General features: G+C 65.0%; 21 protein-coding genes. 4 read left to right on the plus strand and 17 right to left on the minus strand.

Annotated elements, in window-relative coordinates; genetic code table 11:
• Nucleotides 1-79: 79 nt before the first annotated feature.
• The 7 genes from ACTORR_RS17160 to cbiE all read right to left on the minus strand — a co-directional run bounded on the left by ACTORR_RS17160 (nt 80) and on the right by cbiE (nt 5,276).
• Complete coding sequence (locus ACTORR_RS17160; protein WP_441343736.1) at nt 80-934, minus strand: SPFH domain-containing protein; 855 nt, start codon at nt 932-934, stop codon at nt 80-82.
• A 27-nt stretch (nt 935-961) separates the two neighbouring features.
• A complete protein-coding gene (locus ACTORR_RS17165; protein WP_054887815.1) occupies nt 962-1,399 on the minus strand; it encodes an NfeD family protein in 438 nt (145 codons plus the stop codon).
• A 121-nt stretch (nt 1,400-1,520) separates the two neighbouring features.
• Entirely contained in the window at nt 1,521-1,940 is a 420-nt protein-coding gene (gene vapC, locus ACTORR_RS17170) for a type II toxin-antitoxin system tRNA(fMet)-specific endonuclease VapC (RefSeq protein ID WP_313364736.1), read from the minus strand.
• On the minus strand, nt 1,940-2,170 hold the full coding sequence (gene vapB, locus ACTORR_RS17175; RefSeq protein WP_054887813.1) for a type II toxin-antitoxin system VapB family antitoxin: 231 nt from the start codon (nt 2,168-2,170) through the stop codon (nt 1,940-1,942). Before vapB ends, vapC begins: the two co-directional genes overlap by 1 nt.
• Before the next feature lie 85 nt (nt 2,171-2,255).
• Entirely contained in the window at nt 2,256-2,981 is a 726-nt protein-coding gene (locus ACTORR_RS17180) for a cobalt-precorrin-6A reductase (RefSeq protein WP_099814378.1), read from the minus strand.
• A complete protein-coding gene (locus ACTORR_RS17185; RefSeq protein ID WP_099814379.1) occupies nt 2,978-4,072 on the minus strand; it encodes a cobalt-precorrin-5B (C(1))-methyltransferase in 1,095 nt (364 codons plus the stop codon). Before ACTORR_RS17185 ends, ACTORR_RS17180 begins: the two co-directional genes overlap by 4 nt.
• Entirely contained in the window at nt 4,065-5,276 is a 1,212-nt protein-coding gene (gene cbiE, locus ACTORR_RS17190; protein ID WP_313364735.1) for a precorrin-6y C5,15-methyltransferase (decarboxylating) subunit CbiE, read from the minus strand. The genes ACTORR_RS17185 and cbiE overlap by 8 nt, the downstream gene beginning before the upstream one ends.
• Nucleotides 5,277-5,501: 225 nt before the next feature.
• On the opposite strand from cbiE, the gene cobG reads away from it, so the two are divergent.
• Genes cobG through cobJ form a run of 4 tightly spaced genes read left to right on the plus strand, consistent with a single transcriptional unit; the run spans nt 5,502 to nt 9,877 of the window.
• A complete protein-coding gene (gene cobG, locus ACTORR_RS17195; protein WP_313364734.1) occupies nt 5,502-6,833 on the plus strand; it encodes a precorrin-3B synthase in 1,332 nt (443 codons plus the stop codon).
• A complete protein-coding gene (locus ACTORR_RS17200) occupies nt 6,826-7,452 on the plus strand; it encodes a precorrin-8X methylmutase (RefSeq protein ID WP_054886833.1) in 627 nt (208 codons plus the stop codon). The genes cobG and ACTORR_RS17200 overlap by 8 nt, the downstream gene beginning before the upstream one ends.
• A complete protein-coding gene (locus ACTORR_RS17205; RefSeq protein ID WP_054886834.1) occupies nt 7,452-8,183 on the plus strand; it encodes a precorrin-2 C(20)-methyltransferase in 732 nt (243 codons plus the stop codon). The genes ACTORR_RS17200 and ACTORR_RS17205 overlap by 1 nt, the downstream gene beginning before the upstream one ends.
• Entirely contained in the window at nt 8,171-9,877 is a 1,707-nt protein-coding gene (gene cobJ / locus ACTORR_RS17210) for a precorrin-3B C(17)-methyltransferase (RefSeq protein WP_099814381.1), read from the plus strand. Before ACTORR_RS17205 ends, cobJ begins: the two co-directional genes overlap by 13 nt.
• A gap of 9 nt (nt 9,878-9,886) precedes the next feature.
• On the opposite strand, the gene ACTORR_RS17215 is transcribed toward cobJ, so the two are convergent.
• The 10 genes from ACTORR_RS17215 to ACTORR_RS17260 all read right to left on the minus strand — a co-directional run bounded on the left by ACTORR_RS17215 (nt 9,887) and on the right by ACTORR_RS17260 (nt 22,671).
• Nucleotides 9,887-10,480: a MarC family protein gene (locus ACTORR_RS17215; protein WP_176509668.1), complete on the minus strand. Its 594-nt coding sequence runs from the start codon at nt 10,478-10,480 to the stop codon at nt 9,887-9,889.
• Between the two features lie 45 nt (nt 10,481-10,525).
• A complete protein-coding gene (locus ACTORR_RS17220) occupies nt 10,526-13,297 on the minus strand; it encodes a hybrid sensor histidine kinase/response regulator (RefSeq protein ID WP_054886837.1) in 2,772 nt (923 codons plus the stop codon).
• 135 nt (nt 13,298-13,432) lie between these two features.
• Nucleotides 13,433-14,728 (minus strand): phosphoribosylamine--glycine ligase, encoded by a 1,296-nt coding sequence (gene purD, locus ACTORR_RS17225; RefSeq protein ID WP_054886838.1) that lies wholly within the window; start codon nt 14,726-14,728, stop codon nt 13,433-13,435.
• Between the two features lie 181 nt (nt 14,729-14,909).
• Nucleotides 14,910-16,517, minus strand: coding sequence for a bifunctional phosphoribosylaminoimidazolecarboxamide formyltransferase/IMP cyclohydrolase (gene purH, locus ACTORR_RS17230; protein ID WP_313364732.1), 1,608 nt, complete (start codon nt 16,515-16,517; stop codon nt 14,910-14,912).
• A gap of 80 nt (nt 16,518-16,597) precedes the next feature.
• Nucleotides 16,598-16,918 (minus strand): DNA-binding transcriptional regulator Fis, encoded by a 321-nt coding sequence (gene fis / locus ACTORR_RS17235; protein ID WP_008093076.1) that lies wholly within the window; start codon nt 16,916-16,918, stop codon nt 16,598-16,600.
• Complete coding sequence (dusB, locus tag ACTORR_RS17240) at nt 16,915-17,928, minus strand: tRNA dihydrouridine synthase DusB (RefSeq protein WP_262109651.1); 1,014 nt, start codon at nt 17,926-17,928, stop codon at nt 16,915-16,917. The genes fis and dusB overlap by 4 nt, the downstream gene beginning before the upstream one ends.
• A 159-nt stretch (nt 17,929-18,087) precedes the next feature.
• On the minus strand, nt 18,088-19,404 hold the full coding sequence (locus tag ACTORR_RS17245) for a DUF3426 domain-containing protein (protein ID WP_313364731.1): 1,317 nt from the start codon (nt 19,402-19,404) through the stop codon (nt 18,088-18,090).
• 42 nt (nt 19,405-19,446) lie between these two features.
• Nucleotides 19,447-20,325: a 50S ribosomal protein L11 methyltransferase gene (gene prmA / locus ACTORR_RS17250; RefSeq protein WP_054886842.1), complete on the minus strand. Its 879-nt coding sequence runs from the start codon at nt 20,323-20,325 to the stop codon at nt 19,447-19,449.
• A 220-nt stretch (nt 20,326-20,545) separates the two neighbouring features.
• Nucleotides 20,546-21,652 carry an acetoin dehydrogenase dihydrolipoyllysine-residue acetyltransferase subunit gene (locus ACTORR_RS17255; protein WP_313364730.1) on the minus strand — a complete coding sequence of 369 codons (1,107 nt, stop codon included), beginning with the start codon at nt 21,650-21,652 and terminating at the stop codon, nt 20,546-20,548.
• Complete coding sequence (locus ACTORR_RS17260) at nt 21,649-22,671, minus strand: alpha-ketoacid dehydrogenase subunit beta (protein WP_313364729.1); 1,023 nt, start codon at nt 22,669-22,671, stop codon at nt 21,649-21,651. Before ACTORR_RS17260 ends, ACTORR_RS17255 begins: the two co-directional genes overlap by 4 nt.
• Nucleotides 22,672-22,692: the final 21 nt, after the last annotated feature.

The raw sequence follows: 22,692 nt of genomic DNA on the forward strand, positions 1-22,692 counted from the left end.
GAGTATAGGTAAAAATGATGGGGTGCGGTGAAGTGACGCAGACCGGCTGGTTCGGGGCTGCAAAACAGCCCCGGCATATTCAAGCCTTGTTGCGGCCCAGCAGGCCCCGCACGGTTTCCTGCAAGTCCGCTGGCAGCACCACGACCTTGGCATTGCTGCTGTTGGCCAGGTTCTCCATGGCCCCTACATAACGCTCGCCAAGCAGGTACATGGCCGGTACGGTCTCGTTACCCACCGCTTCCTTGACCAGCGAGATCGCCCGCGCCGAAGCCTCGGCCAGGTTGATCTGCGCTTCGGCATCCAGCCTGGCCGATTGCAGGCGCGCCTCGGCTTCGAGGATCGCCGCCTGCTTGGCACCTTCGGCGCGGGTCACGTCGGCTTTGCGTTCACGCTCGGCGGCCGCCTGGCGCTCCATGGCCAGTTGCATGTTCTGCGAAGGCTTGATGTCCTGGATCTCGACCGATCGTACGGTCACGCCCCAGTCTTCGGTCTGCTCGGACATCGCCTCGCGCAGGCGCGCCTTGATCTGTTCGCGGCTGGACAGCGCCTCGTCCAGGTCCATGGCGCCGACGATGGCGCGCAGCGAGGTCATGGTCAGGCTGGTGACGGCGAACGAGAAATTCTGCACGCCATAGGAGGCCTTCTGTGGGTCGACCACCTTGGCGAAGCACAGGGCGTTGGCGACGATCACCGCGTTGTCCTTGGTGATGATTTCCTGCTCCTGCACGTCGAGGATGATGTCCTTGGTCGGCAGGCGATAGGCGACCACGTCCATGTACGGGATGACGATGTTCAAGCCTGGCTTGAGGGTGTTGTGGTAGCGGCCCAGGCGCTCGACGATCCATTCCTCGCCCTGGGGCACGATGCGCACCCCCTTGAACACGGTGATCAGGACGAACAGGGCGAGGGCGCCGACGACGATGAGACTGGTCATGATGAAAACTTCCTTTTAAATGCCAATTCAGGCCCGGACGACCCGGGCGGTGTTGCCTTCGATGGCGACGAGGCGCACACGCTCGCCTGCCGGGATGTCGCCGTCGGCGACGCAAGTCCATTCCTCGTTGCCGAGCAGCGGCTTCTGGAAGCGGACGCGGCCTTTCTGGAATTGCGAGACGCTGCTGGTCAGCAACCCGACTTCACCGATCACGCTGTCGGCGGTCCAGCGCACGTCCGGCTGCTTGCGCTTGAACAGCTTGAACCAGAGGAACGTGGTCACCGAGGAGAACAGCACCCACAGCAGCACCTGCATGTCCAGCTGCAGGGCGGGGGCGGCCAGGGCGATGAGCGAAACCAGCACGGCACCGATGCCGAACCAGATGATGAAGAACGTGGGCAGGACCAGCTCGAGCAGGATCAGGCCGATACCGAAGACCAGCCAGATCCACCATTGCATTTCCATATGAACGACGCCTTCCGGAGGGGAGGCACAAAGTCTAAGGCGCACAGTGGGCGAAAGGCCACTTGGAAATTTCTGAGCGTTTCCTTGCCGATGAGCAGGTGATGAGTAGGAAATTTCCGCGTTAGGCCTGACCTGCAGGATTGACCAGCCAGTCTTCAACTCTCAAACCTGGGACTCGTTGAAATTCACGCAGGTTGTTGGTTACGAGCACCAGCCCCCGAGCCCGGGCATGGCCAGCTATCAGTTGGTCGAATGGGCCGATCGGTGTACCAGCCCTCGCCAGTTCTGCACGTAGTTGGCCACTGTGTTCGGCAGCATGGCTATCGTAATCGAGTACTTCCAGGCGGGCAGCGAAGCCTTCCACTATCGAAAGATTACGCTCGGGGTGTGCTGACTTCTCTGCGCCGTACACCAGCTCCATCAACGTAACGGTACTGATTGCCAGCTGACCGTGGTGGCGGTTGAAGGCTTCACGAACCAATTGTGGCTTGTTCTTGATAGTGAAGATGCAGATGTTCGTGTCGAGCATGTACCTGAGCATTAAAACCCTTCGCGTTCCTGGTCGGCAGGTTGATCACGGCTGGCCATGAAGTCTGTACTTGCGTCGTTGCCGTCAAACCAGCTGTCCCATGCCTCCCCAGCTGGGCTGATGATGCGGGTTCGCCCCACGGCAACGATGTCTACGCGGGTCACTTCATCGGGAAGGGCAACGGATTTCGGCAAACGGATGGCCTGGCTGCGGTTACTTTTGAAGACTGCACCTTGCTCCATGATGGGCCTCCTTGGAAGCAGCAAACTGTGACTGGAGTTTAAGTGAGAGGACGTATATGTCAACGGGATATACGTTTTGACTTCATTACAGGCAGTCCTTGATCTTGGCCAGCAATAGACCTGCCTGGGTGAATTCCCGATCCACGGCAGGCAATGTCGGACGCTTCAGGACCACCACCGGCACCCCGCGTTCCCGTGCCACGTCGAGCTTTGGTTCGGTCGCCACGCTGCCGCTGTTCTTGCTGACCAGTACATCGATGCGACAACGTTCGAACAGTGCCCGCTCGTCCTCGATGTGAAACGGCCCACGCGCGCCGATCACCTCGCAGCGCTCATTGCCCGCACAGGCTTCCAGCGCGCGCAAGGTCCAGAACTGCTCCGGGGGAATCTCGGCAAGGTGCTGCAGTGGCTCGCGGCCAAGCGTGAACAATGGTCGTCTGAACGGCTTGAGCGCCTCGATCAGCGCCGCCCAGTCTTCCACTTCACGCCAGTCGTCCCCCGGCTGTGCCTGCCAGGCCGGGCGGCGCAAGGCCCAGCAGGGAATGCCGGCCGCCCGTGCAGCGCTGACAGCGTTGCGGCTGATCTGCGCCGCATAGGGGTGAGTGGCGTCGATCAGCAGGGTGATGCCGGCTTCACGCAGGTATGCGGCCAGGCCGTCAGCGCCGCCATAGCCACCGACCCGCACCTGGCAAGCGAGGTCCTGCGGCACGCGGCCGATGCCGGCCAGGCTGTAGACATGCTCGGGGCCGAGATGACGGGCGATGGCCAAGGCTTCGGTGACGCCACCGAGCAGCAGGATTCGGCGGTTCATTGCACACCTGCCTTGCCAACGATGCCGCCCTGGCGGTCGATGGCAAACACTTCGACGTGCACCTGAGCCGGCACCACGCTGCGGGCGAAAGCCAGGGCATGGGCGCACACCGTGTCGCCCAGGGCGATGCCGGCGGCATGTGCCAGGGCCAGCGCCTGCTGGCTGGTGTTGGCGGCGATGATGGCCGCCTGCAGCTGCGCATCGGCACCGATTTCAGCGGCCCAGCCTGCCAGCTGCGGCAGGTCGATGCTGGAGTGGCGGCTGTGCAGGTCCATGTGGCCGGCAGCCAGCTTGCTGATCTTGCCGAAACCGCCGCACAGGGTCAGGCGTGGCACCGGCACCTTGCGTACGTGCTTGAGCACGGCGCCGACGAAGTCGCCCATCTCGATCAGGGCGATCTCGGGCAGGTTGTAGACGCGGCGCATGGTGTCTTCGCTGGCGTTGCCGGTGCAGGCGGCGATGTGGGTGTAGCCATTGGTGTGGGCGACGTCGATGCCCTGGTGGATCGAGGCGATATAGGCCGAGCAGGAAAAGGGCCGGACGATGCCGCTGGTGCCCAGGATCGACAGCCCACCGAGGATGCCCAGGCGCGGGTTCATGGTCTTCAGCGCCAGCGCTTCCCCGCCTTGCACATTGACCGTGACCTCGAAGCCGCCCGGGTAGCCGCAATCGTCGGCCAGCTGCTGCAAGTGCTCGCTGATCATCCGCCGTGGTACTGGATTGATCGCCGGCTCACCGACTGCCAGTACCAGGCCGGGGCGGGTGACGGTACCAACGCCCTGGCCTGCGACGAAGCGTATGCCGGGCTGCGCCTGCAAGCGGATCTGGCTGTAGAGCAGGGCGCCGTGGGTGACGTCTGGGTCGTCGCCGGCATCCTTGAGTGTGCCCGCCTCGGCACGCTCGCCGACCAGGCGGCAGAACTCCAGGCGCATCTGCACCACCTTGCCCTTGGGCAGGGTGATGCTCACCGCATCGTCGCACTGGCCGGTCAGCAGCAACTTGGCAGCGGCGAGGCTGGTGGCGGTGGCGCAGCTACCGGTGGTCAGGCCACTGCGCAGGGGCGCGGGTTGCTCGCGGGTTTCTTCACGCATCGAGGGGTTTCACCACGTCGAGCAAGGTGATCGGCAACGCCTGGCGCCAGGTGTCGAAGGCACCCAGCGGCTGGGCCTGGGCAACATGGATACGGGTCAGCTCGCCACCGTGCTGTTCACGGAAGTGCGCCAGGGCCAGCTCGCTTTGCAGGGTCACTGCATTGGCCACCAGCCGCCCACCGGGGCGCAAGCGGTCCCAGCACCGCGGCAACACGCCTTCGCGGGTCACGCCGCCACCAATGAAAATCGCGTCCGGGCGTTCCAGTTCGGCCAACGCGTCGGGTGCCTTGCCGCGAACCAGCTGAAGGCCTGGCACGCCGAGGACATCGCGGTTGTATTCGATGAAGCCTTGGCGACTTTCGTCGGCTTCGATGGCGAGGGTGCGGCAGGCCGGGTGAGCACGCATCCATTCGATGCCGATCGAGCCACAGCCGGCACCGACATCCCACAGCAACTCACCGGGCTGCGGCGCCAGGCGCGCCAGGGTGATCGCACGCACATCGCGCTTGGTCAGCTGGCCGTCATGGCGGAAGGCGCTGTCTGGCAGCCCGGGCACGCGTGACAGCGGCATGGCATTCGGGCTGATCAGGCACTCGATGGCGACCAGGTTGAGGGCGGCGATTTCGCTGTGGGGCCAGTCATCGGCGGTGCCGCAGAGATGACGCTCGGCCGCACCACCAAGGTGTTCCAGCACGTGCAGGCGGCTGGGCCCGAAACCGCGTTCGCGTAATAGTGCGGCGATGGCCGCAGGGCTGTCGCCGTCATTGCTCAGCACCAGCAGGCGCTGGCCGCTGGATAGCTGGGCATTGAGCGTCGCCAGCGGGCGTGCAACCACGGACACCACCTGCACGTCCTGCAGCGGCCAGCCCAGGCGGGCAGCAGCCAGGGCACAGGAAGAGGGCATCGACAGCACCTGCATTTCTTCGGCCGCCACCTGGCGCGCCAGGCTGGCGCCGACGCCATAGAACATCGGGTCACCGCTGGCCAGTACGCAGGTCGGCTCACCGCGCAGTGCCAGTACCGGGGCGAGGGAGAATGGCGTTGGCCAGTCTTGCCGCTCGGCACTGATGCAACGCGGCAGCAGGGCCAGCTGGCGCGGGCTGCCGATGATCCGCGTGGCGCCCAGCAGGGCGCGCCGGGCCTGTTTGCCCAGGCCGCTGAAGCCGTCTTCGCCGATGCCTACTACTGTCAGCCAGGGGGTCATTGATACCTCTTTGGGGTCTGGGGCTGCTGTGCAGCCCATCGCGACACAAGGCCGCTCCTACAGGGGCGGTGATGCCTGTAGGAGCGGCCTTGTGTCGCGATGGGGCGCACAGCGCCCCCAAAATTTCAGCTCAAACGCTGTTGAAGCTCGACCACCGGCTTTTCATGCCGCCGGGCAAAGCAGGCATAATACCGCGCCTTCTACACTCAAGCGCACTTTCAGCGATTGCCGGACGCCCCTTTGACGCCAGCCAACACGCCCGTAGCATCACCCCGTCCCTCGGCCTGCCCGGGGTTGTGGCGCATCGTCAGCGCCCGTGACGGTGGCATTTGCCGTATCAAGCTGCCCGGCGGCCTGCTGCTGGCCGACCAGGCCGATGCGGTGGCGGCGGCAGCCGAGCGTTTTGCGGGCGGGGTGATCGAAGCCACCAACCGCGGCAACCTGCAGATCCGCGGCATCGGCAGCGATCATGCCGGGCTGGTCGACAGCCTGCTGGCCGCCGGCCTTGGTCCGCGTGATGCAGCCAGCGATGACGTGCGCAACCTGATGCTCAGCCCCTTGGCTGGCCATGATCCGTCGATGCTGCTGGATGTACGCCCCTTGGCCGGGCAGATCCTCGACCTGCTGCAAGACACGCCGCGCTTCCATCAGCTGTCGGCCAAGTTCGCCGTGCAGCTCGATGGGGGTGAAGGCGTGGCGATGCTCGATCACCCTCACGACCTGTGGCTTTCGGCACTGCGCCTGGAGCAGCGCGACTGGCTGGCATTTGGCTTGGCCAGTTGCCCGGCCGATGGTCCGGTATTGGGCGCGGTGTCACTGGAGCAGGGGCTGGAGCTGGTGCGCGCAGTGCTCGATCGCTTCCTCGATCTGGCCAGCCCTGAGCAGTCGCGCATGCGCCAGCTGCTGCAAGGTTGCCGGGTCGATGCCTTCATCGACGGTCTCGGCTTGCAAGTACGTCGCGATGCCGCCGTGATCGAGTGGCGGCGCAAAGGCGCCCAATGCCCATGGCTGGGTGCCGTGGCACAACAGCAGGGCATGGCCTTGGGCGTCGCCCCGCCGTTGGGCCGCCTGTCACCGGCCATGTTGCGTGGCGCTGCCCGGGTGGCCCGCCAATGGGGTGACGGCAGCCTGCGCCTGAGCCCGTGGCAAAGCCTGATGCTGACCAACATCGCCGCTGTCGACCTCGAACAGGCTCGCGTCCAGCTGGCGGCACTGGGCCTGCTCTGCCAGGCCGACGAGCCCTTGGCGCGGATGGTCGCCTGCACCGGCAGCAGTGGCTGCGCCAAGGCCCAGGCCGAGACCAAGGCCGATGCCGTCGAGCTGGCGGCGCTGTTGGGCAGTGGCGTGCCCGGCAGCGTGCATTTGTCCGGCTGCCCCCGTTCCTGTGCCGTGGCCCATGTCGCCCCGGCTACCTTGCTGGCCCGTTCACCGGGCCGCTATGACCTCTATTTGCGTGACGCGCACCTGCCGGGCCTGGGTGCCCTGCGCGCCACCGACCTTACCTTGAATGAAGCAGGCGCCATGCTCGCCCTGCCGACGGAGCACCTTGATGATTGACTACATCCGCGATGGTCAGGAGATCTATCGCAATTCCTTCCGGATCATCCGCGAGGAAGCCCGGCTCGAGCGGATTCCCGCAGACCTGGAAAAACTCGCCGTGCGCGTGATCCATGCCTGCGGCATGGTCGAGGCCATCGATGGCCTGCAGTTCTCCGAAGGTGCCGGCCGCGCAGGCCGTGAAGCCCTGGCCAATGGTGCGCCGATCCTCTGCGACGCACACATGGTCGCCGAAGGCATCACCCGCGCGCGCCTGCCCGCCAACAACCCGGTGATCTGCACCTTGCGCGACCCCAGCGTGCCAGGCCTGGCCAAGGAGGTCGGCAACACCCGCTCCGCCGTTGCCCTGGAGCTGTGGCGCCCGCATCTGGAGGGCAGCGTGGTGGTGATCGGCAATGCCCCGACTGCGCTGTTCTACCTGCTGGAGATGATCGATGCCGGGGCGCCCAAACCCGCCCTGATCCTCGGCTTCCCGGTCGGCTTCGTCGGTGCCGCCGAGTCCAAGGCGATGCTCGCCGCCGACAGCCGCGGCGTGCCATTCGTGATCATGCAAGGCCGCCTGGGCGGCAGCGCAATGGCCGCTGCCGCAGTCAACGCCCTGGCCACGGAGGTGGAGTGATGGCGCCGCGCGGACGACTGCTGGGCCTGGGCGTTGGCCCCGGCGACCCTGAACTGATCACCGTCAAGGCCCTGCGCCTGCTGCGCGAGGCGCCGGTGGTGGCGTACTTCGTGGCCAAGGGCAAGCGCGGCAACGCCTTCGGCATCATCGAGGCCCACCTGCAAGCCGAGCAGACCCTGCTGCCGCTGGTGTATCCGGTCACGACCGAGGCACTGCCGGCGCCGCTGTCCTACGAACAGGTGATCAGCGATTTCTACGATGAAGCGGCCGTGCAGGTGGCCGAGCACCTGGATGCCGGCCGTGACGTGGCGGTGATCTGCGAAGGTGACCCGTTCTTCTACGGCTCCTACATGTACCTGCACGACCGGCTTGCCCAGCAGCATGAGGCCGAAGTGGTCCCGGGGGTCTGTTCGATGCTCGGTGGTGCCTCGGTGCTTGGCGCGCCGCTGGTGTACCGCAACCAGAGCCTGTCGGTACTGTCGGGCGTGCTGCCCGCCGAAGAGCTCAAGCGTCGCCTGGCAGACGCCGATGCGGCGGTGATCATGAAGCTGGGCCGCAACTTCCCGAAGGTGCGCCAGGTACTTGCCGAACTCGGCCTGGACGGGCGTGCGCTGTACGTCGAGCGGGCGACCATGGCCAACCAGAAGATCGTGCCGCTGGATGAGGTGGACCCACAGTCTTCGCCGTACTTCTCGCTGATCATCGTACCGGGGGAAAAATGGCAGGGCTGAACAGGCAACAGGCAGCGGCCATCGTCATCCTGGGGGCAGGCAGCCTGGCCACGGCGCAGCGCATCCAGCAGCGTTATCCACAGGCGACCGTCTACGGCCTGCGCGGTCGGGTCGAGGGCGCCGATCAGTACTACGACAGCTTTGGCGATACCCTGCGCATGCTCTACCAGCAGGCCACCCCGATCATCGCGCTGTGTGCTGCCGGCATCGTCATCCGCAGCCTGGCCAGCCTGCTCGATGAGAAAGGTGCGGAGCCGCCAGTGCTGGCCGTGGCCGAGGACGGTAGCGCGGTGGTGCCGTTGTTGGGTGGCCTGAGCGGGGTCAACCTCATGGCTCGCGAACTCGGCGAGGCGCTGGGGGTGGCTGCAGCGATCACCACCAGTGGTGAACTGCGCTTCGGCACCTGCCTGCTCAACCCGCCCGAGGGCTATGCCCTGGCGGACCTCGAGCAGGGCAAGCGCTTTGTCTCGGACCTGCTGGCCGGCGAAAGCGTGCGTATCGAGGGTGATGCCCCCTGGCTTGCGCAGGCGCAACTGCCGGCCAGTGAAACCGCCCGGCGCACCATCCATGTCGGCAGTGACGCGCGCGTGGCCAGCCGTGACGAGTTGCTGATCCACCCACGCTCGGTGGTGGTGGCGCTCGCCGCAGGCGCGCCCGGCCTGGCCGAACAGGTACGTGGCGCCTTGCGTGAGGCCGGCATTGCCGAGCCCTCGCTGGCGTGTCTGCTGGTCGCCGAGCAGGCGATGGCCGAGCCGTTGCTGCACGAGGCCGCCGCAGAACTGGGCGTCGTGCTGCGCTTCGCGGCCATGAACGGCACCTTGGCCAGCATGGCGGCCGAGGCTTTGCCCGAGGCGCGCCTGATCGAGCAGCCGGGCCTGGTCATCGCTGCGGCGCCGTTGCCGGTCGACCCGGCACGGTTGGCTCGCAAGCGCGGTCGCCTGGCAGTGATCGGCCTTGGCCCAGGGGCGGCCGAGCTGATGGTGCCGGCGGTGAAAGCCGAGCTTGCGCGTGCCGAGGACATCCTTGGCTACGAGACCTACGTGCGCATGGCGGGGCCGTTCCGTGACGATCAGGTGCAGCACTGCACCGACAACCGGGAAGAGATGCAGCGTGCCCGGCATGCCTTCGAGCTGGCGGCCCAGGGCCGTTCGGTGGTGGTGGTGTCGTCGGGCGACCCTGGTGTGTTCGCCATGGCCGCAGCGGTGCTCGAAGCCCTGCATGAGTCCTGCGACCCTGCCTGGCACCGTGTCGACCTGCAGATCCTGCCAGGGGTATCGGCTTCGCTGGCAACCGCCGCGCAAGCTGGCGCGCCCTTGGGGCATGACTTCTGCGTGATGTCGCTGTCTGACAACCTCAAACCCTGGTCGATCATCGAAAAGCGCCTGGACCTGGCGGCCCAGGCGGATCTGGTGCTGGCCTTCTACAATCCGATTTCCAGGTCCAGGCCGCATCAGCTAGGCACGGCACTGGAGATCGTGCGCCGGCACCGGGATGCACAGACGCCGGTGGTGCTGGGGCGCGATATCGGCCGGCCGGGGCAGACGCTCAGGGTGGTGAGCCTGGCCGAGCTGACGCCGGAGATGGTCGACATGCGTACCATGGTGCTGGTCGGTTCCTCCACGACCTGCGCCTTCGACCGTGCCAGTGGCGGTCAATGGGTCTACACCCCGCGTTGGTACCCCGCCGCGCCCTGAACCTGAGGGCTAACCGACCAGGTAGCCCTTGATCCCGGTAAAGATGATCTGCGCCGCCAGGGCGCAGACGAATAGCCCCATCAGGCGGCTGACGATCTGCAGGCCCTGGTCACCGAGCAGTTTTTCGATGCCGTGCGAGAGGTACAACACCAGGCCGACGGTGAAGCTGGCCAGAGCGATGCTGACAATGGCCAGCAGCTTGTCGTCCCAGTGCGGTTGGCCCACGCCCATCACCAGCAGGGCCCCGATGGTGCCGGGGCCCACGGTGAGCGGGATGGTGAGTGGCACGATGGTCACGTCCTGTTGCACGTTGTCGGCCTGCACAGCCGGTTTGCCCTGGGCCATGCCCAACGCCGAGATGAACAGTACGCTGCCCGCACCGATGCGGAAGGCGTCGGCGGTGATACCGAAAATCCCGAAGATCACCCTGCCGAACAGGTACAGCAGCACGCTGGCCACCAGCGCGGCAAAGGCGACCTTCCAGGCCAGCTGTTTGCGCTCTTTGCTGGAGTGACCACGGGTCAGGCTGATGAAGCACGACAGCACGAAGAACGGGCTATAGAGCACCAGCATCTTCAGGTAGACACTGAACAAGTCATGCAGCATGGGATGATCCTTGGGGGATAAGGGTGGCGTGCAGGAGTCTGGTTACGAGCTGTGCGCCGGATCAGCTTTGGCTTCGCGCTGATTGGCCCAGTACTGGATCAACTCGCGCAACTGTGACAGCTCAACCGGCTTGGCCATGTGGCCGTCCATGCCGGCCAGCCGTGCGCGCTCCTTGTGCTCAGCCAGTATATGCGCGGTCAGCGCCACCACCGGGGTGCGCTGACGCTGGTTGGTGGTTTCCCAGGCACGCAACTGCTGGGTCGCGGAGAAACCGTCCAGTACCGGCATTTCGCAGTCCATCAACACCAGGTCGTAACGCTGCGCCTTCATCGCCTGCAAGGCCTCTTCGCCGTTGCTGGCGGTATCGGGCTCCAGGTTGAGCTTGCCGAGCATGCCGCGGATGACCTTGGTCGAGATACTGTTGTCTTCGGCCACCAGTACCCGGAAGTCGCTCGGCAACTCAAGCGCGCCCTGCGCGCCGGGCATCGCAGCCGGCACGGCCTGATCGCGGCCACGCTGGGCCAGTTCTTCGGCCAGGGTTGTCTTGAGCGTATAACCGGCAACCGGCTTGGCAAGGATGCGCTTGATCCCGGCATTACGTGCGATGACCTTGCTGGGCGCGTTGCTGATACCGGTGAGCATGACCACCAGGATGTCGTGGTTCAGGCTCGGGTCTTCCTTGATCTTGGCCGCCAGCTGCATGCCAGTCATGCCCGGCATGTTCTGGTCCAGCAACACCGCATCGAAATAGTCGCGCAGGTGCGCCTTGGTCCGCAGCAGGGCCAGCGCCTCCTTGCCCGATGGCACCGCGCTGACATTCATGCCCCAGGCGCTGCACTGCTGCACCAGGACTTTGCGGCAGGTGTCGTTGTCGTCGACCACCAGGACCCGGGCGTCGCGTAACGGGCCGTCCAGGTCTGCCGGGGGCTGCTCCAGGCGTGATGGATCGAGCGGCAAGGTCAGCCAAAGGGTATTGCCCATGCTGGTGCTGCTCTTGATGCCGAACTCGCCTTGCATCAGGCCGATCAGCTGCTTGGCGATGACCAGCCCGAGGTGGCCGCCAAGCTTGTTGCTGGAAAGGAAGTGGTGGCTGTGCAGCTCGGCCTGCAGCAAGGCCTCGCGCTCGGCCGCAGGCAGCGGCTCGCCACTGTCCTGCACGGCAATGCGCAGGCGTGGGATTTCACCGCGCTGATCCAGCGCGACTACCAGCAGGATTTCGCCCTGGGAGGTGTTCTTCAGGGCATTTTCCAGCAGGCTCGACAAGGCTTGGCGCAGACGTGTCGGGTCGCCGCTGATGACCCGCGGCACCTGCGGCTGGGTGAAACTGATCAGCTCGATGTTCTGCTGCTCGGCCTTGGCGCGGAAAATGTTCAGGCAGTCTTCGATCAGGGCATTGAGGTCGAACTGCACGTCATCCAGCTCGATCTGCCGCGATTCGAGCTTGGAAATGTCGAGAATCTCGTTGATCAGCGTCAGCAGCTCGTTGCCGGCGCTGTGAATGGTCTGTACATAGTCGCGTTGCTTGACCGACAGTGGCGTGCCGAGCAGCAGTTCGGTCATGCCCAGTACACCGTTCATGGGGGTACGGATTTCGTGGCTGATCTTGGCCAGGAACTCCGCCTTGGCGTTGATCTCGGCATCGCTGGCCGCCAGCGCACGGCTGGCGCGGAAGCGTTCTTCGCTGATGCGCCGCAGGCGCTCACTGACGGCCAGGTTGAGCAGCAAGCCACTGACCACGGTCATGCCCAGGAGGATGCACAGCAGCCAAGGCGTCGAAGTGCGGGTCAGGCCCAGCAGGGCGGGCAGCAGCACCAGGCCGCCAAGGTTGAATACCAGCATGGCGACGCTGAACAGCCGTGCCGGTGCATAGCCCTTGTACCAGTGGTAGCTGCTGGCCGTCAGCATGGTCACGCTGCCGACGGCCAGCAGGGCATACGTCATCAGGTTCAGCGGCAGGGTATCGACAAACAGCAGGACCAGCCCGCTGACCGCTGCGACCAGCATTTCGCCCTGCAGCAGGCGGTTGAGCCGCGGTGAGTTGCAGGGAGAGAAGAAATGCTGGGTGAAATACAGCCCCGACAGCCCGGCCAGAACCAGGGTCAGGTAGGCCGCCGGGGTTTGCGCGCTGTGCCACAGGTGCCACCACGGGCCGCTGAGGTTGAGCAGGATCAGGCCGCTGAGCAGCATCAGCCCGTGGTACAGGGCGAGATACAGGGTAGTGCTGGAGCGGGTGTAGATGAAGCGGATCAGGTTATGCAGGATGAGCATCACCAGGCCGCCGAACAGCATGCCGAACAGCAGGGGTTGGCCATGGTCGGAGGCGGCTACCGCTGCGGGTTCCAGGCTTATCGCCGGGCGCAGCTGGTGCTCCGAGACCAGGCGCAGGTAAATGTCCAGCGCGTGCTGGCTGTTGGGCAAGGGCAATACATGGTCGCTGCCGCGCAGGGTCGGGCTGCCGTTACCGGCCTGGCGGCCGTGGTGCAGTTGGCGCAGCAGCCTGTCGCCATCGAGGGCGTAGAGGTCGAGGCGCGACAAGTCAGGAGCGAAGATGCGCAGCAGTTGCTCCTGGTCACCCGGTTCCAGGCGATAGTGCAACCACAGGGCTTGTTCAGCCGGTGCGGCATCGAGTTCGCCAAGGGTGGTAGGGCTGAACTGGCTGCGATAGCGATCGGAACGCACGTCGCTCAATTGCAGGTTGGCCTGTTCATCGAGCAGAACGGACCAGCCTCCGCCCTGTTCGGCCGAAGCCGGCAACAGGCAGAGCAGGGTCAGCAAGCTGACGATCAGAGCTGTGGCAATCCGAAGCCGACGCACTACGAGATCCCTTCCTAGCCGATGTGCCAGATACTAACTATGCGCGGCGCGCCAAGCCGAAGGCAAGGCCCCCATGGGGCCCTGTCGACGAGCCGGATGCCGCATGCACAAGGCGCTGCGGCACTCCGGTACCACTTACTGCTGGTGTTCACCGCGCTCGCGAGCGATGGCCCGGTAGCCGATGTCGGTGCGGTAGAAGCTGCCGTTCCAGCTCACTTCCTTGGCCAGGCGGTAGGCCTGCTGCTGGGCATCGGCGACGCTGGCACCCATGGCGGTAGCGCAGAGCACACGGCCGCCGTTGGTGACGACCTGACCGTCCTTCAGCGAGGTACCGGCATGGAACACCTTGCCTTCGATCTTGGCTGCAGCCTCCAGGCCGTTGATCACGTCGCCTTTGGCGTAGTCACCCGGGTAACCGCCGGCAGCCAGCACCACGCCCAGGCTCGGGCGCGGGTCCCACTGTGCTTCGACCTTGTCCAGTGCCTTGGCGAAGGCGGCTTCGACCAGCAGCACCAGGCTCGACTCCAGGCGCAGCATGACTGGCTGGGTCTCAGGGTCGCCGAAGCGGCAATTGAACTCGATGACCTTGGGGTTGCCCGCCTTGTCGATCATCAGGCCGGCATACAGGAAGCCGGTATAGACGTTGCCCTCTTCGGCCATGCCACGCACGGTCGGCCAGATCACCTGGTCCATCACGCGCTGGTGCACGTCCGGGGTAACCACCGGGGCAGGGGAGTAGGCGCCCATGCCGCCGGTGTTCGGCCCGGTATCCTGATCGCCGACGCGCTTGTGGTCCTGGCTGGTGGCCATGGGCAGCACGTTGTGGCCGTCGACCATGACGATGAAGCTGGCTTCCTCGCCGTCGAGGAACTCTTCGATGACTACGCGCGAACCGGCCTCGCCGAAGGCGTTGCCAGCCAGCATGTCACGCACGGCGGCTTCGGCTTCTGCCAGGGTCATGGCGACGATCACGCCTTTGCCCGCGGCCAGGCCGTCGGCCTTGATCACGATCGGGGCACCCTTTTCCTGCAGGTAGGCCAGGGCTGGCTCGATCTCGGTGAAATTCTGGTAGTCGGCGGTCGGGATCTTGTGGCGGGCCAGGAAGTCCTTGGTGAAGGCCTTGGAGCCTTCCAGCTGGGCCGCGCCCTTGGTCGGACCAAAGCAGTCCAGGCCACGGCTGCGGAACAGGTCGACCACGCCGATCACCAGCGGCGCTTCCGGGCCGACGATGGTCAGGTCGACGTTCTTCTCGGCGAAGTCGGCCAGTTGCTCCAGGGCGCAGACGTCGATGGCGACGTTCTCGCATTTCGGCTCGATGGCCGTGCCGGCATTGCCCGGGGCAACGAAGACTTTTTCGACGCGTGGGTCCTGGGCGACTTTCCAGGCCAGGGCGTGCTCACGGCCGCCGCTGCCGATGATCAAAACTTTCATGTCAAAACCTCTGTTTGGCGGAGAACCTCGTCCGCCTGTAGGAGCGGCCTTGTGTCGCGAAAGGACCGCAGAGCGGTCCCGGGATTTTTGCTGTATTGCAAAGGTCCGGGGGCTGCTGCGCAGCCCTTTCGCGACACAAGGCCGCTCCTACAGGGGACCGAGGTTCGGCCGGCCATCTTGATTAGTGGCGGAAGTGGCGCATACCGGTGAACACCATGGCGATGCCCGCTTCATCAGCGGCAGCAATCACCTCGGCGTCACGCATCGAACCACCCGGCTGGATCACGGCGCTGATACCCACTTTAGCCGCATTGTCGATGCCATCACGGAACGGGAAGAACGCGTCGGACGCCATGACCGCACCCTGCACCTGCAGGCCGGCATGCTCGGCCTTGATGGCGGCGATGCGGGCGGAGTTGACGCGGCTCATCTGGCCGGCGCCGACGCCGATGGTCTGGCGCTGCTTGGCGTAGACGATAGCGTTGGACTTGACGAACTTGGCCACTTTCCAGGCGAACACCAGGTCGTGGATCTCTTGCTCGGTCGGTGCACGCTTGGTGACGATCTTCAGGTCATCGGCGGTGATCATGCCGATATCGCGGCTCTGCACCAGCAGGCCACCGTTGACGCGCTTGAAGTCCCAACCGGCAGCGCGCTCGGCTGGCCACTCGCCGCACTCCAGCAGACGCACGTTCTGCTTGGCCGCTACCACGTCGCGGGCAGCCTGGGAGATTTTCGGCGCGATGATCACTTCGACGAACTGACGGTCGACGATGGCCTGGGCGGTTTCGCCGTCCAGCTCGCGGTTGAAGGCGATGATGCCGCCGAATGCCGACTCGGTGTCGGTGGCGTAGGCCAGGTCGTAGGCCTTGCGGATGCCGCCTTCGTCTTCAGGCACAACGGCCACGCCGCACGGGTTGGCGTGCTTGACGATGACGCAGGCTGGCTTGATGAAGCTCTTAACGCACTCCAGCGCGGCGTCGGTGTCGGCCACGTTGTTGAACGACAGTTCCTTGCCTTGCAGTTGCACGGCGGTAGAAATGCTGGCTTCGCCTTTCTTCGCTTCAACGTAGAACGCCGCGCTCTGGTGCGGGTTCTCGCCGTAGCGCATTTCCTGGGCCTTGACGAACTGGCTGTTGAAGGTGCGCGGGAATTCGCTGCGTGCTTCAGTGCTCAGGGTGTCTTTGGCCTGGTCGATGGTGCCCATGTAGTTGGCGATCATGCCGTCGTAGGCAGCAGTGTGCTCGAACGCCTTGAGCATCAGGTCGAAGCGCTGGGCGTAGGTCAGGCCGCCGGCCTTGAGGCCTTCCAGCACGCCGGCGTAGTCGCTGGCGTTGACCACGATGGCGACATCCTTGTGGTTCTTGGCAGCCGAACGGACCATGGTCGGGCCGCCGATGTCGATGTTCTCGATGGCGGTCGGCAAGTCACAGCCTGGCTTGGAAATGGTGGCTTCGAACGGGTACAGGTTGACTGCAACCAGGTCGATCGGCTTGATGCCGTGCTCGTTCATGATGGCGTCGTCGATGCCGCGACGGCCAAGGATGCCACCGTGGATCTTCGGGTGCAGGGTCTTGACCCGGCCATCCATCATCTCGGCGAAGCCAGTGTAGTCGGCCACTTCCACCGCGTTCACGCCGTTGTCCTTGAGCAGCTTGTAGGTGCCGCCGGTGGACAGGATCTCGACACCGAGCTGTTGCAGCTCACGGGCGAATTCGAGGATACCGGTCTTGTCGGAGACGCTGATCAGGGCGCGGCGGACTGGCAGGCGGGTAGTCTGGTCGGTCATTTCGGGTTCCAATAACGCGGTGGAGTCAGCAAAAAAGGCGTCTCTTCGCAGAGGCCGCCTTTTCTGATCGGGATTCTGGCTTACAACAAGTCGTACTGCTTGAGCTTCTTGCGCAGGGTGCCACGGTTGAGGCCGAGCATCTCGCTGGCCTTGGTCTGGTTGCCCTTCACGTAGTTCATCACGCTTTCGAGCAGGGGCGCCTCGACTTCGGAGAGCACCAGGTTGTACACGTCGGTGACGGTCGCGCCTTCCAGGTGTGCGAAGTAGTTGTGCAGCGCCTTCTCGACGCTGTCGCGAAGGGTCTGGCCCTCTTCGCTCGGCGTGTTGAGGTGCTGTTTGAGGTTGGCGTTGTCGCTCACGGGCGTTGTTCCACTCACTAATGTCTCGGTCATCATCGTCATGCGGCCACCCCTTGTCCGTCCTCTGTCTCAAGGCTCTGTCGACGTTCACTGAAAAACTCGCGAACGTTGGCGCACTGCGCTTGTGTGTCTTCCAAAGCGTTGAACCGGGCGCGAAACTCCCTGCCGCCGGGTCGTGTTGCCAGGTACCAGCCCACGTGCTTGCGGGCGATACGTACGCCCATCACATCGCCATAGAAGGCATGCAGCGCGGCCAGGTGCTCTAGCAGGATGCGTTCCACTTCGTCCAACTGCGGGGCCGGCAAATGCTGGCCAGTCCCCAAAAAATGTTCGATCTCGCGAAAGATCCATGGCCGCCCTTGGGCAGCCCGGCCAATCAGCAGGCCGTCGACCCCGGTGGCATCCAGCACCGCCCGGGCCTTTTCTGGCGAAGTGATATCGCCATTGGCAAAAACCGGGATCGATACCGCCTGCTTGATAGCAGCAATGGTGTCGTATTCGGCTTCGCCGGTGTACAGGTCAGCGCGTGTGCGGCCATGCACCGCCAGCGCCTGGATGCCAGCCTGTTCGGCGATCTTCGCCACGTTCAGGCCGTTCTTGTTCGCCCGGTCCCACCCGGTGCGGATTTTCAGGGTCACGGGTACGTCCACCGCGCCGACCACGGCGTGGAGGATTTCGGCGACCAGGTCTTCATCTCTCAATAAAGCAGAGCCTGCCGCTTTGTTGCAGACTTTTTTTGCCGGACAGCCCATGTTGATATCGATGATCTGCGCACCTGCCTCGACATTGGCCCGGGCCGCCGCGGCCATCATCTGCGCATCACCACCGGCGATCTGTACCGAGCGTGGCTCGGGATCACCCTCATGGATGCGGCGCAGGCTGGACTTGCGGCTGTTCCACAGGCTCATGTCGCTGCTGACCATCTCCGACACCACCATGCCGGCGCCCAAGCGCTTGCAAAGTGTCCGGAAAGGCTGGTCCGTGACCCCGGCCATGGGTGCGAGGATCAGGTTGTTGCGTAGTGTGTATGGGCCGATGCGTACCGCCGACATAGGTGTTCCCTGTTGTGGGGCCGAATCATGGGAGTCCGAAAAAGGGTTGGCATGATACCCGCTCTCGGTGACCGGATAAAGAAGGATTTGGATAAATTCTGTACAGCTGTCGGCTTATGTCATTTGCTTTGGTCAGCGCGCCCCCATGTGGACGCGGGCTTATTCCGGGGAGCGGAAACTGAGGCTGTAGTTCACGGCCTTGGGGCCCGGGTCGAGAATATCCAGGGCAATGTGGATCGGCGTCTGGCTCGGCATTTCGCCGCGCCCGGCCAGTTCTCCCGACAGGTATTCGCTGGGTTTGAACCGACGGCTGGCGATCAGCTGGCCGTTGAGGTCGGCGAAGCGCAGCTCCAGCAGCGGGAACGGCTGGGAGAACGGTGCGCGGTTGTAGATGATCGCATCGACGATCAGGGCGCCCTTGAAGTCCGGGTGGCTGCGCACCACCAGGTTGCTGCTCTTGATCCGGCTGATATCGACGCGGGTCGGCACCTGGCAGCCGAGCATCGGGCACAGTTGCTGGAAGATCGGGCGATACTGGTCCTGGCGGGCCAGTTCGTCGAAGTGGAACCACACGTACTGGAATGCCAGCAGGCCAGCGGCCAGCAGGGTCAGGAAGCTCCACAGCAGGCGCTTGCCCCAGTTGGGCCGGGGTTTTTCCCACCCCAGTTGCAGAGGGTCGTCGACCACGTCGACCAGCGGTTCCTTGCGTGACGGGCGTTCTGGCTTGGCGGCGAAGCCGGGCTCCAGACGTTCACCGGGCAACGGCTCGAGGGGGGCGTCGTCACGGGCCGACAGGTGTAGGTCGGCGTCGTCGTCATCACGGGCGCTGAGGCCTTTTGCGTGAATGATATCGTCATGTTCTTCGAAGCGCTCAACCGGTTCAGGTTCAGCTAGGCGCTGCGTTGACGGTTCCTCGTCGAGGTCGAGGTCCAGGTCGCCGCCAAGAGTCGGCTCGTGGCGATGACCGGGTTCAGGCTCCAGCGGCTGTTCATCCAGCAGCACAGGGGTCGAAGCATGGGCTTCATGAGGCTCATAGGGTTCGTCGGTGGCAGTGCCGAACAGTTCGTCGCCATGCTCGTCGGCAGCCGGCTCGTCGCGGCGGGCTTGCAAGGCATTGGCCTTGATATCGGCACGCGGCTCGGTCGGCTCGCCACGGCGTTCAAGGCGCGCCAGCTCCTGGTCAAGGTCGAGTTCATCCAGAGCCTGGGCGGTCATGGCCCAGTCTTCTTTAGTTACCGGCGGCGGCTCGCTGACCGCCGGTTCAGGCGCAGCGACCGGCTCGACCACCGCTGGCGGTGGAACGACGGGCGCAGGGCTGGCCGCGGCACGGTTCTGCTCCAACAGCTGCTTGGCCGCATTGAACACCTGCAGGCAGTGACCGCAGCGCACGACGCCGCGAGCCACGCTCAACTGGTGATGGGTGACGCGAAAGCTGGTCTGGCAATGCGGGCACTGGGTGACGAAACTGTCGGTCATGCGGCGATCCGGGAGCTGTGCAGAGAACTATTCTAGGCCCGCTTAGCGGCGCCGACCACTGATGCGCACCCAGCCGTCGCGCACGACGATCGGGTCCAGATCGAAGTCGGCAGCGTAGGCGGCAGCCACTTCCTCACCCTGTTCGGCGAGGATGCCCGACAGGGCCAGCAGGCCACCTGGGCGGACCAGGCCGGACAGCTGCGGTGCCAGCGACACCAGCGGGCCGGCGAGAATGTTGGCGACCAGCACGTCGGCCTGCATCGCCGGCATCTGCTCGGGCAGGTACAGCGCGAACTTTTCGTCGGCGATGCCGTTGCGCTGGGCATTGTCACGCGAGGCTTCGATGGCCTGCACGTCGATGTCGGTACCGACCGCCTCGCGCGCGCCCAGCAGCAGCGCCGCAATGGCGAGGATGCCCGAGCCGCAGCCGAAGTCCAGTACCTGAGTGCCTTGCAGCTGCTGGCCGTCGAGCCATTCCAGGCACAGCGCGGTGGTCGGGTGGGTGCCGGTGCCAAAGGCCAGGCCGGGGTCGAGCAGCAGGTTGACCGCGTCCTGGTCCGGGGCCTCGTGCCAGCTCGGCACGATCCACAGGCGCTGGCCGAAGCGCATTGGCTGGAAGCCGTCCATCCAGCTGCGTTCCCAGTCCTGGTCCTCGATCACCTCGGCCTGGTGCTCGGGCAGCTCGGCGCCGGTCAGCAAGCGCAGGTGGGCGAATACCGCTTCTGGCTCGGCGTCGGCTTCGAACAGGGCCAGCAGGTGGGTGTGCGACCACAGCGGGGTGGTGTTGAGGTCGGGTTCGAAGATCGGCTGGTCTTCGGCGTCCATGAACGTGACCGATACGGCGCCGACTTCGAGCAGGGCGTCTTCGTAGGTTTCGGCTTGTTCCGGGCTGATGGCCAGGCGTACTTGCAGCCAAGGCATGGCGGGCACCTTTGGTAAATCTGACAGGGGCAGCCCGAGGCTGCGCGAAGCCTGGCAGTTTACGCGAGTGCGGGGGGTTTGTAGAGGTATGGCAGGGGACCGCGTCGCCTTCTTCGCGGGCAAGCCCGCTCCCACAGGTTATCCAGGGTTTTCAAGGTCTGTGGAGATCCTGTGGGAGCGGGCTTGCCCGCGAAGAGGCCGGGACAGTCAGTCGAGAGGGTCAGTGTTTGCGCAGGAACTCCAGCAGCCGCTGGTTCACCTGTTCCGCCGCCTCCATCTGCACCATGTGCCCGACCCCGGGCACCACAAGCACCTCGGCCTCGACTCCGTCGGCATGCGCCGCCGGAATGATCGCGTCCTCGGCCCCCCAGATCACCAGCGCCGGATGCTGCCCCAGGACCCCGCGCAGGTCATGCCGCTGGCGGTCACCGTCAGCCAGCGCCGCCCCTAGCTGGCGCAAGGCTTGATCCACGCCTTCCAGGCGCTTGAACTTGAGCATGTCCTCCAGCATCTGCCGGGTCACCAGCCCCGGGTCTGCGAATAGCTGCACCATCTGCGGCTTCAGCGCATTACGGTTGGCGGCGGCGACGAAGCCTTGCAGGTACTGGCCATTGATCGCCTCACCCAGCCCGGCACTGGCCACCAGGCTGAGGCTCGCCACCCGCTGCGGCGCCAGGCGCGCGATATTCAGACTAACCGCGCCGCCCATGGAGTGCCCAGCCAGGTGGGCCTTGGCGATATCCAGATGATCGAGCAGGGCCAGCACCGTTTCGCTCAACTCATCCAGATCACCTTTTGCCAGGGCCTTGGCCGATTCACCATGCCCCGGCAGGTCCAGGGCGATGACTCGACGCTCGGCCGCCAATGCCGGGTGGTTGAACAGCCAGTTGTTAAGGTCGCCGCCAAAACCATGCACCAGCACCAGCGGCGTGCCACCTTCACCCAGTTCGAACCAGCGCAGCAGGCGCCCGGCCACTTCGGCCTTTTGCGGTGCCGGCCCCTGGGCCTGGTCAGCACCCCCTTCGGCGACGAACTCGGCCTGGAAGCGTTGCACCACGGCATCGATCTCTGACTCCTCGGCTTCACCCTCCACTACCACGGCCAGCAGCGCACCGACCGGCAGGGTTTCGTCGGGCCTTGCCACCTGGCGGCGCAGCACGCCGCTGAACGGCGCCTCGACGCTGCTGCTGATCTTGTCGGTCTCGACGTCCAGCACTTCGTCGCCCTTGCTGATTTGGTCGCCCTCCTGCTTGAGCCAGGCGTCGACCCGGCCTTCGGTCATCGACAGGCCCCACTTGGGCATGGTCAGGGTATGGATCTGGCTCATGCGGCGCTCCTTGCAGCTTCGATGACCTTGCGCACGGCCGCTTCGACCTTCGCTGCGTCAGGGATGTACAGGTCTTCCAGGGCATCGGAGAACGGCACCGGGGTGTGCGGCGCGGTGACCATCTCGATCGGGCCCTTGAGCGCGGCGAAGGCCTTTTGCGCGACCAGTGCGCTGATATCGGTGGCCATCGAGCAGCGCGGGTTGGCTTCGTCGATCACCACCAGGCGGCCGGTCTTCTCCACGCTTTCGAGAATGCTGTCCTCATCCAGCGGGCTGGTGGTGCGCAGGTCCAGCACTTCGCAGTCGATGCCCTGGCGGGCGAGGTTGTTGGCCGCTTCCATGGCCACATGGACCATGCGCCCGTAGGTCACCAGGGTCACGTCGTCGCCGTCGCGCAGGAAGTTGGCCTCGCCGAATGGCACGCTGTACACCTCTTCCGGCACTTCGCCCTGCATGCTGTAGAGCAGCTTGTGCTCGCAGAAGATCACCGGGTCGTTGTCGCGGATTGCCTGGATCAGCAGGCCCTTGACGTCGTAGGGCGAGGACGGGCAGACCACCTTCAGGCCGGGGATGTGCGTCCATAGCGAGGTAAGCATCTGCGAGTGCTGGGCCGCAGCGCGCAGGCCGGCGCCGTACATGGTGCGCATCACCAGCGGCGTGACCGCCTTGCCGCCGAACATGTAGCGGAACTTGGCGGCCTGGTTGAGGATCTGGTCCAGGCAGCAGCCGGCAAAGTCGACGAACATCAGCTCGCACACCGGGCGCAGGCCTTGAGTGGCGGCACCGACGGCGGCACCGACGTAGCCGATTTCCGACAGCGGCGCATCGAGCACGCGCCCCGGGAACTGGTGGTACAGGCCTTTGGTGACGCCGAGCACGCCACCCCAGGCGTCATCCTCGCCCGGGGCACCCGCGCCGCCGGCAACGTCTTCGCCAATGATGAACACGCTGCTGTCGCGGCGCATTTCCTGGGCCAGTGCCTCGTTGATGGCCTGCTGATAGCTGATTTTTCTAGCCATGGTGGTTCTCCTGTTGTTCTT

The organism is Pseudomonas sp. SAR267 (assembly GCF_052077595.1).
Lineage (GTDB): Bacteria > Pseudomonadota > Gammaproteobacteria > Pseudomonadales > Pseudomonadaceae > Aquipseudomonas > Aquipseudomonas vlassakiae.

What these genes read in the sequence shown, in the direction of transcription:
- ACTORR_RS17160 (WP_441343736.1), bottom strand. Translation starts at nt 934, where the DNA reads ATGACCAGTCTCATCGTCGTCGGCGCCCTCGCCCTGTTCGTCCTGATC.
- ACTORR_RS17165 (WP_054887815.1), bottom strand. Translation starts at nt 1,399, where the DNA reads ATGGAAATGCAATGGTGGATCTGGCTGGTCTTCGGTATCGGCCTGATC.
- vapC (WP_313364736.1), bottom strand. Translation starts at nt 1,940, where the DNA reads ATGCTCAGGTACATGCTCGACACGAACATCTGCATCTTCACTATCAAG.
- vapB (WP_054887813.1), bottom strand. Translation starts at nt 2,170, where the DNA reads ATGGAGCAAGGTGCAGTCTTCAAAAGTAACCGCAGCCAGGCCATCCGT.
- ACTORR_RS17180 (WP_099814378.1), bottom strand. Translation starts at nt 2,981, where the DNA reads ATGAACCGCCGAATCCTGCTGCTCGGTGGCGTCACCGAAGCCTTGGCC.
- ACTORR_RS17185 (WP_099814379.1), bottom strand. Translation starts at nt 4,072, where the DNA reads ATGCGTGAAGAAACCCGCGAGCAACCCGCGCCCCTGCGCAGTGGCCTG.
- cbiE (WP_313364735.1), bottom strand. Translation starts at nt 5,276, where the DNA reads ATGACCCCCTGGCTGACAGTAGTAGGCATCGGCGAAGACGGCTTCAGC.
- ACTORR_RS17200 (WP_054886833.1), top strand. Translation starts at nt 6,826, where the DNA reads ATGATTGACTACATCCGCGATGGTCAGGAGATCTATCGCAATTCCTTC.
- ACTORR_RS17205 (WP_054886834.1), top strand. Translation starts at nt 7,452, where the DNA reads ATGGCGCCGCGCGGACGACTGCTGGGCCTGGGCGTTGGCCCCGGCGAC.
- cobJ (WP_099814381.1), top strand. Translation starts at nt 8,171, where the DNA reads ATGGCAGGGCTGAACAGGCAACAGGCAGCGGCCATCGTCATCCTGGGG.
- purD (WP_054886838.1), bottom strand. Translation starts at nt 14,728, where the DNA reads ATGAAAGTTTTGATCATCGGCAGCGGCGGCCGTGAGCACGCCCTGGCC.
- purH (WP_313364732.1), bottom strand. Translation starts at nt 16,517, where the DNA reads ATGACCGACCAGACTACCCGCCTGCCAGTCCGCCGCGCCCTGATCAGC.
- fis (WP_008093076.1), bottom strand. Translation starts at nt 16,918, where the DNA reads ATGACGATGATGACCGAGACATTAGTGAGTGGAACAACGCCCGTGAGC.
- dusB (WP_262109651.1), bottom strand. Translation starts at nt 17,928, where the DNA reads ATGTCGGCGGTACGCATCGGCCCATACACACTACGCAACAACCTGATC.
- ACTORR_RS17245 (WP_313364731.1), bottom strand. Translation starts at nt 19,404, where the DNA reads ATGACCGACAGTTTCGTCACCCAGTGCCCGCATTGCCAGACCAGCTTT.
- prmA (WP_054886842.1), bottom strand. Translation starts at nt 20,325, where the DNA reads ATGCCTTGGCTGCAAGTACGCCTGGCCATCAGCCCGGAACAAGCCGAA.
- ACTORR_RS17255 (WP_313364730.1), bottom strand. Translation starts at nt 21,652, where the DNA reads ATGAGCCAGATCCATACCCTGACCATGCCCAAGTGGGGCCTGTCGATG.
- ACTORR_RS17260 (WP_313364729.1), bottom strand. Translation starts at nt 22,671, where the DNA reads ATGGCTAGAAAAATCAGCTATCAGCAGGCCATCAACGAGGCACTGGCC.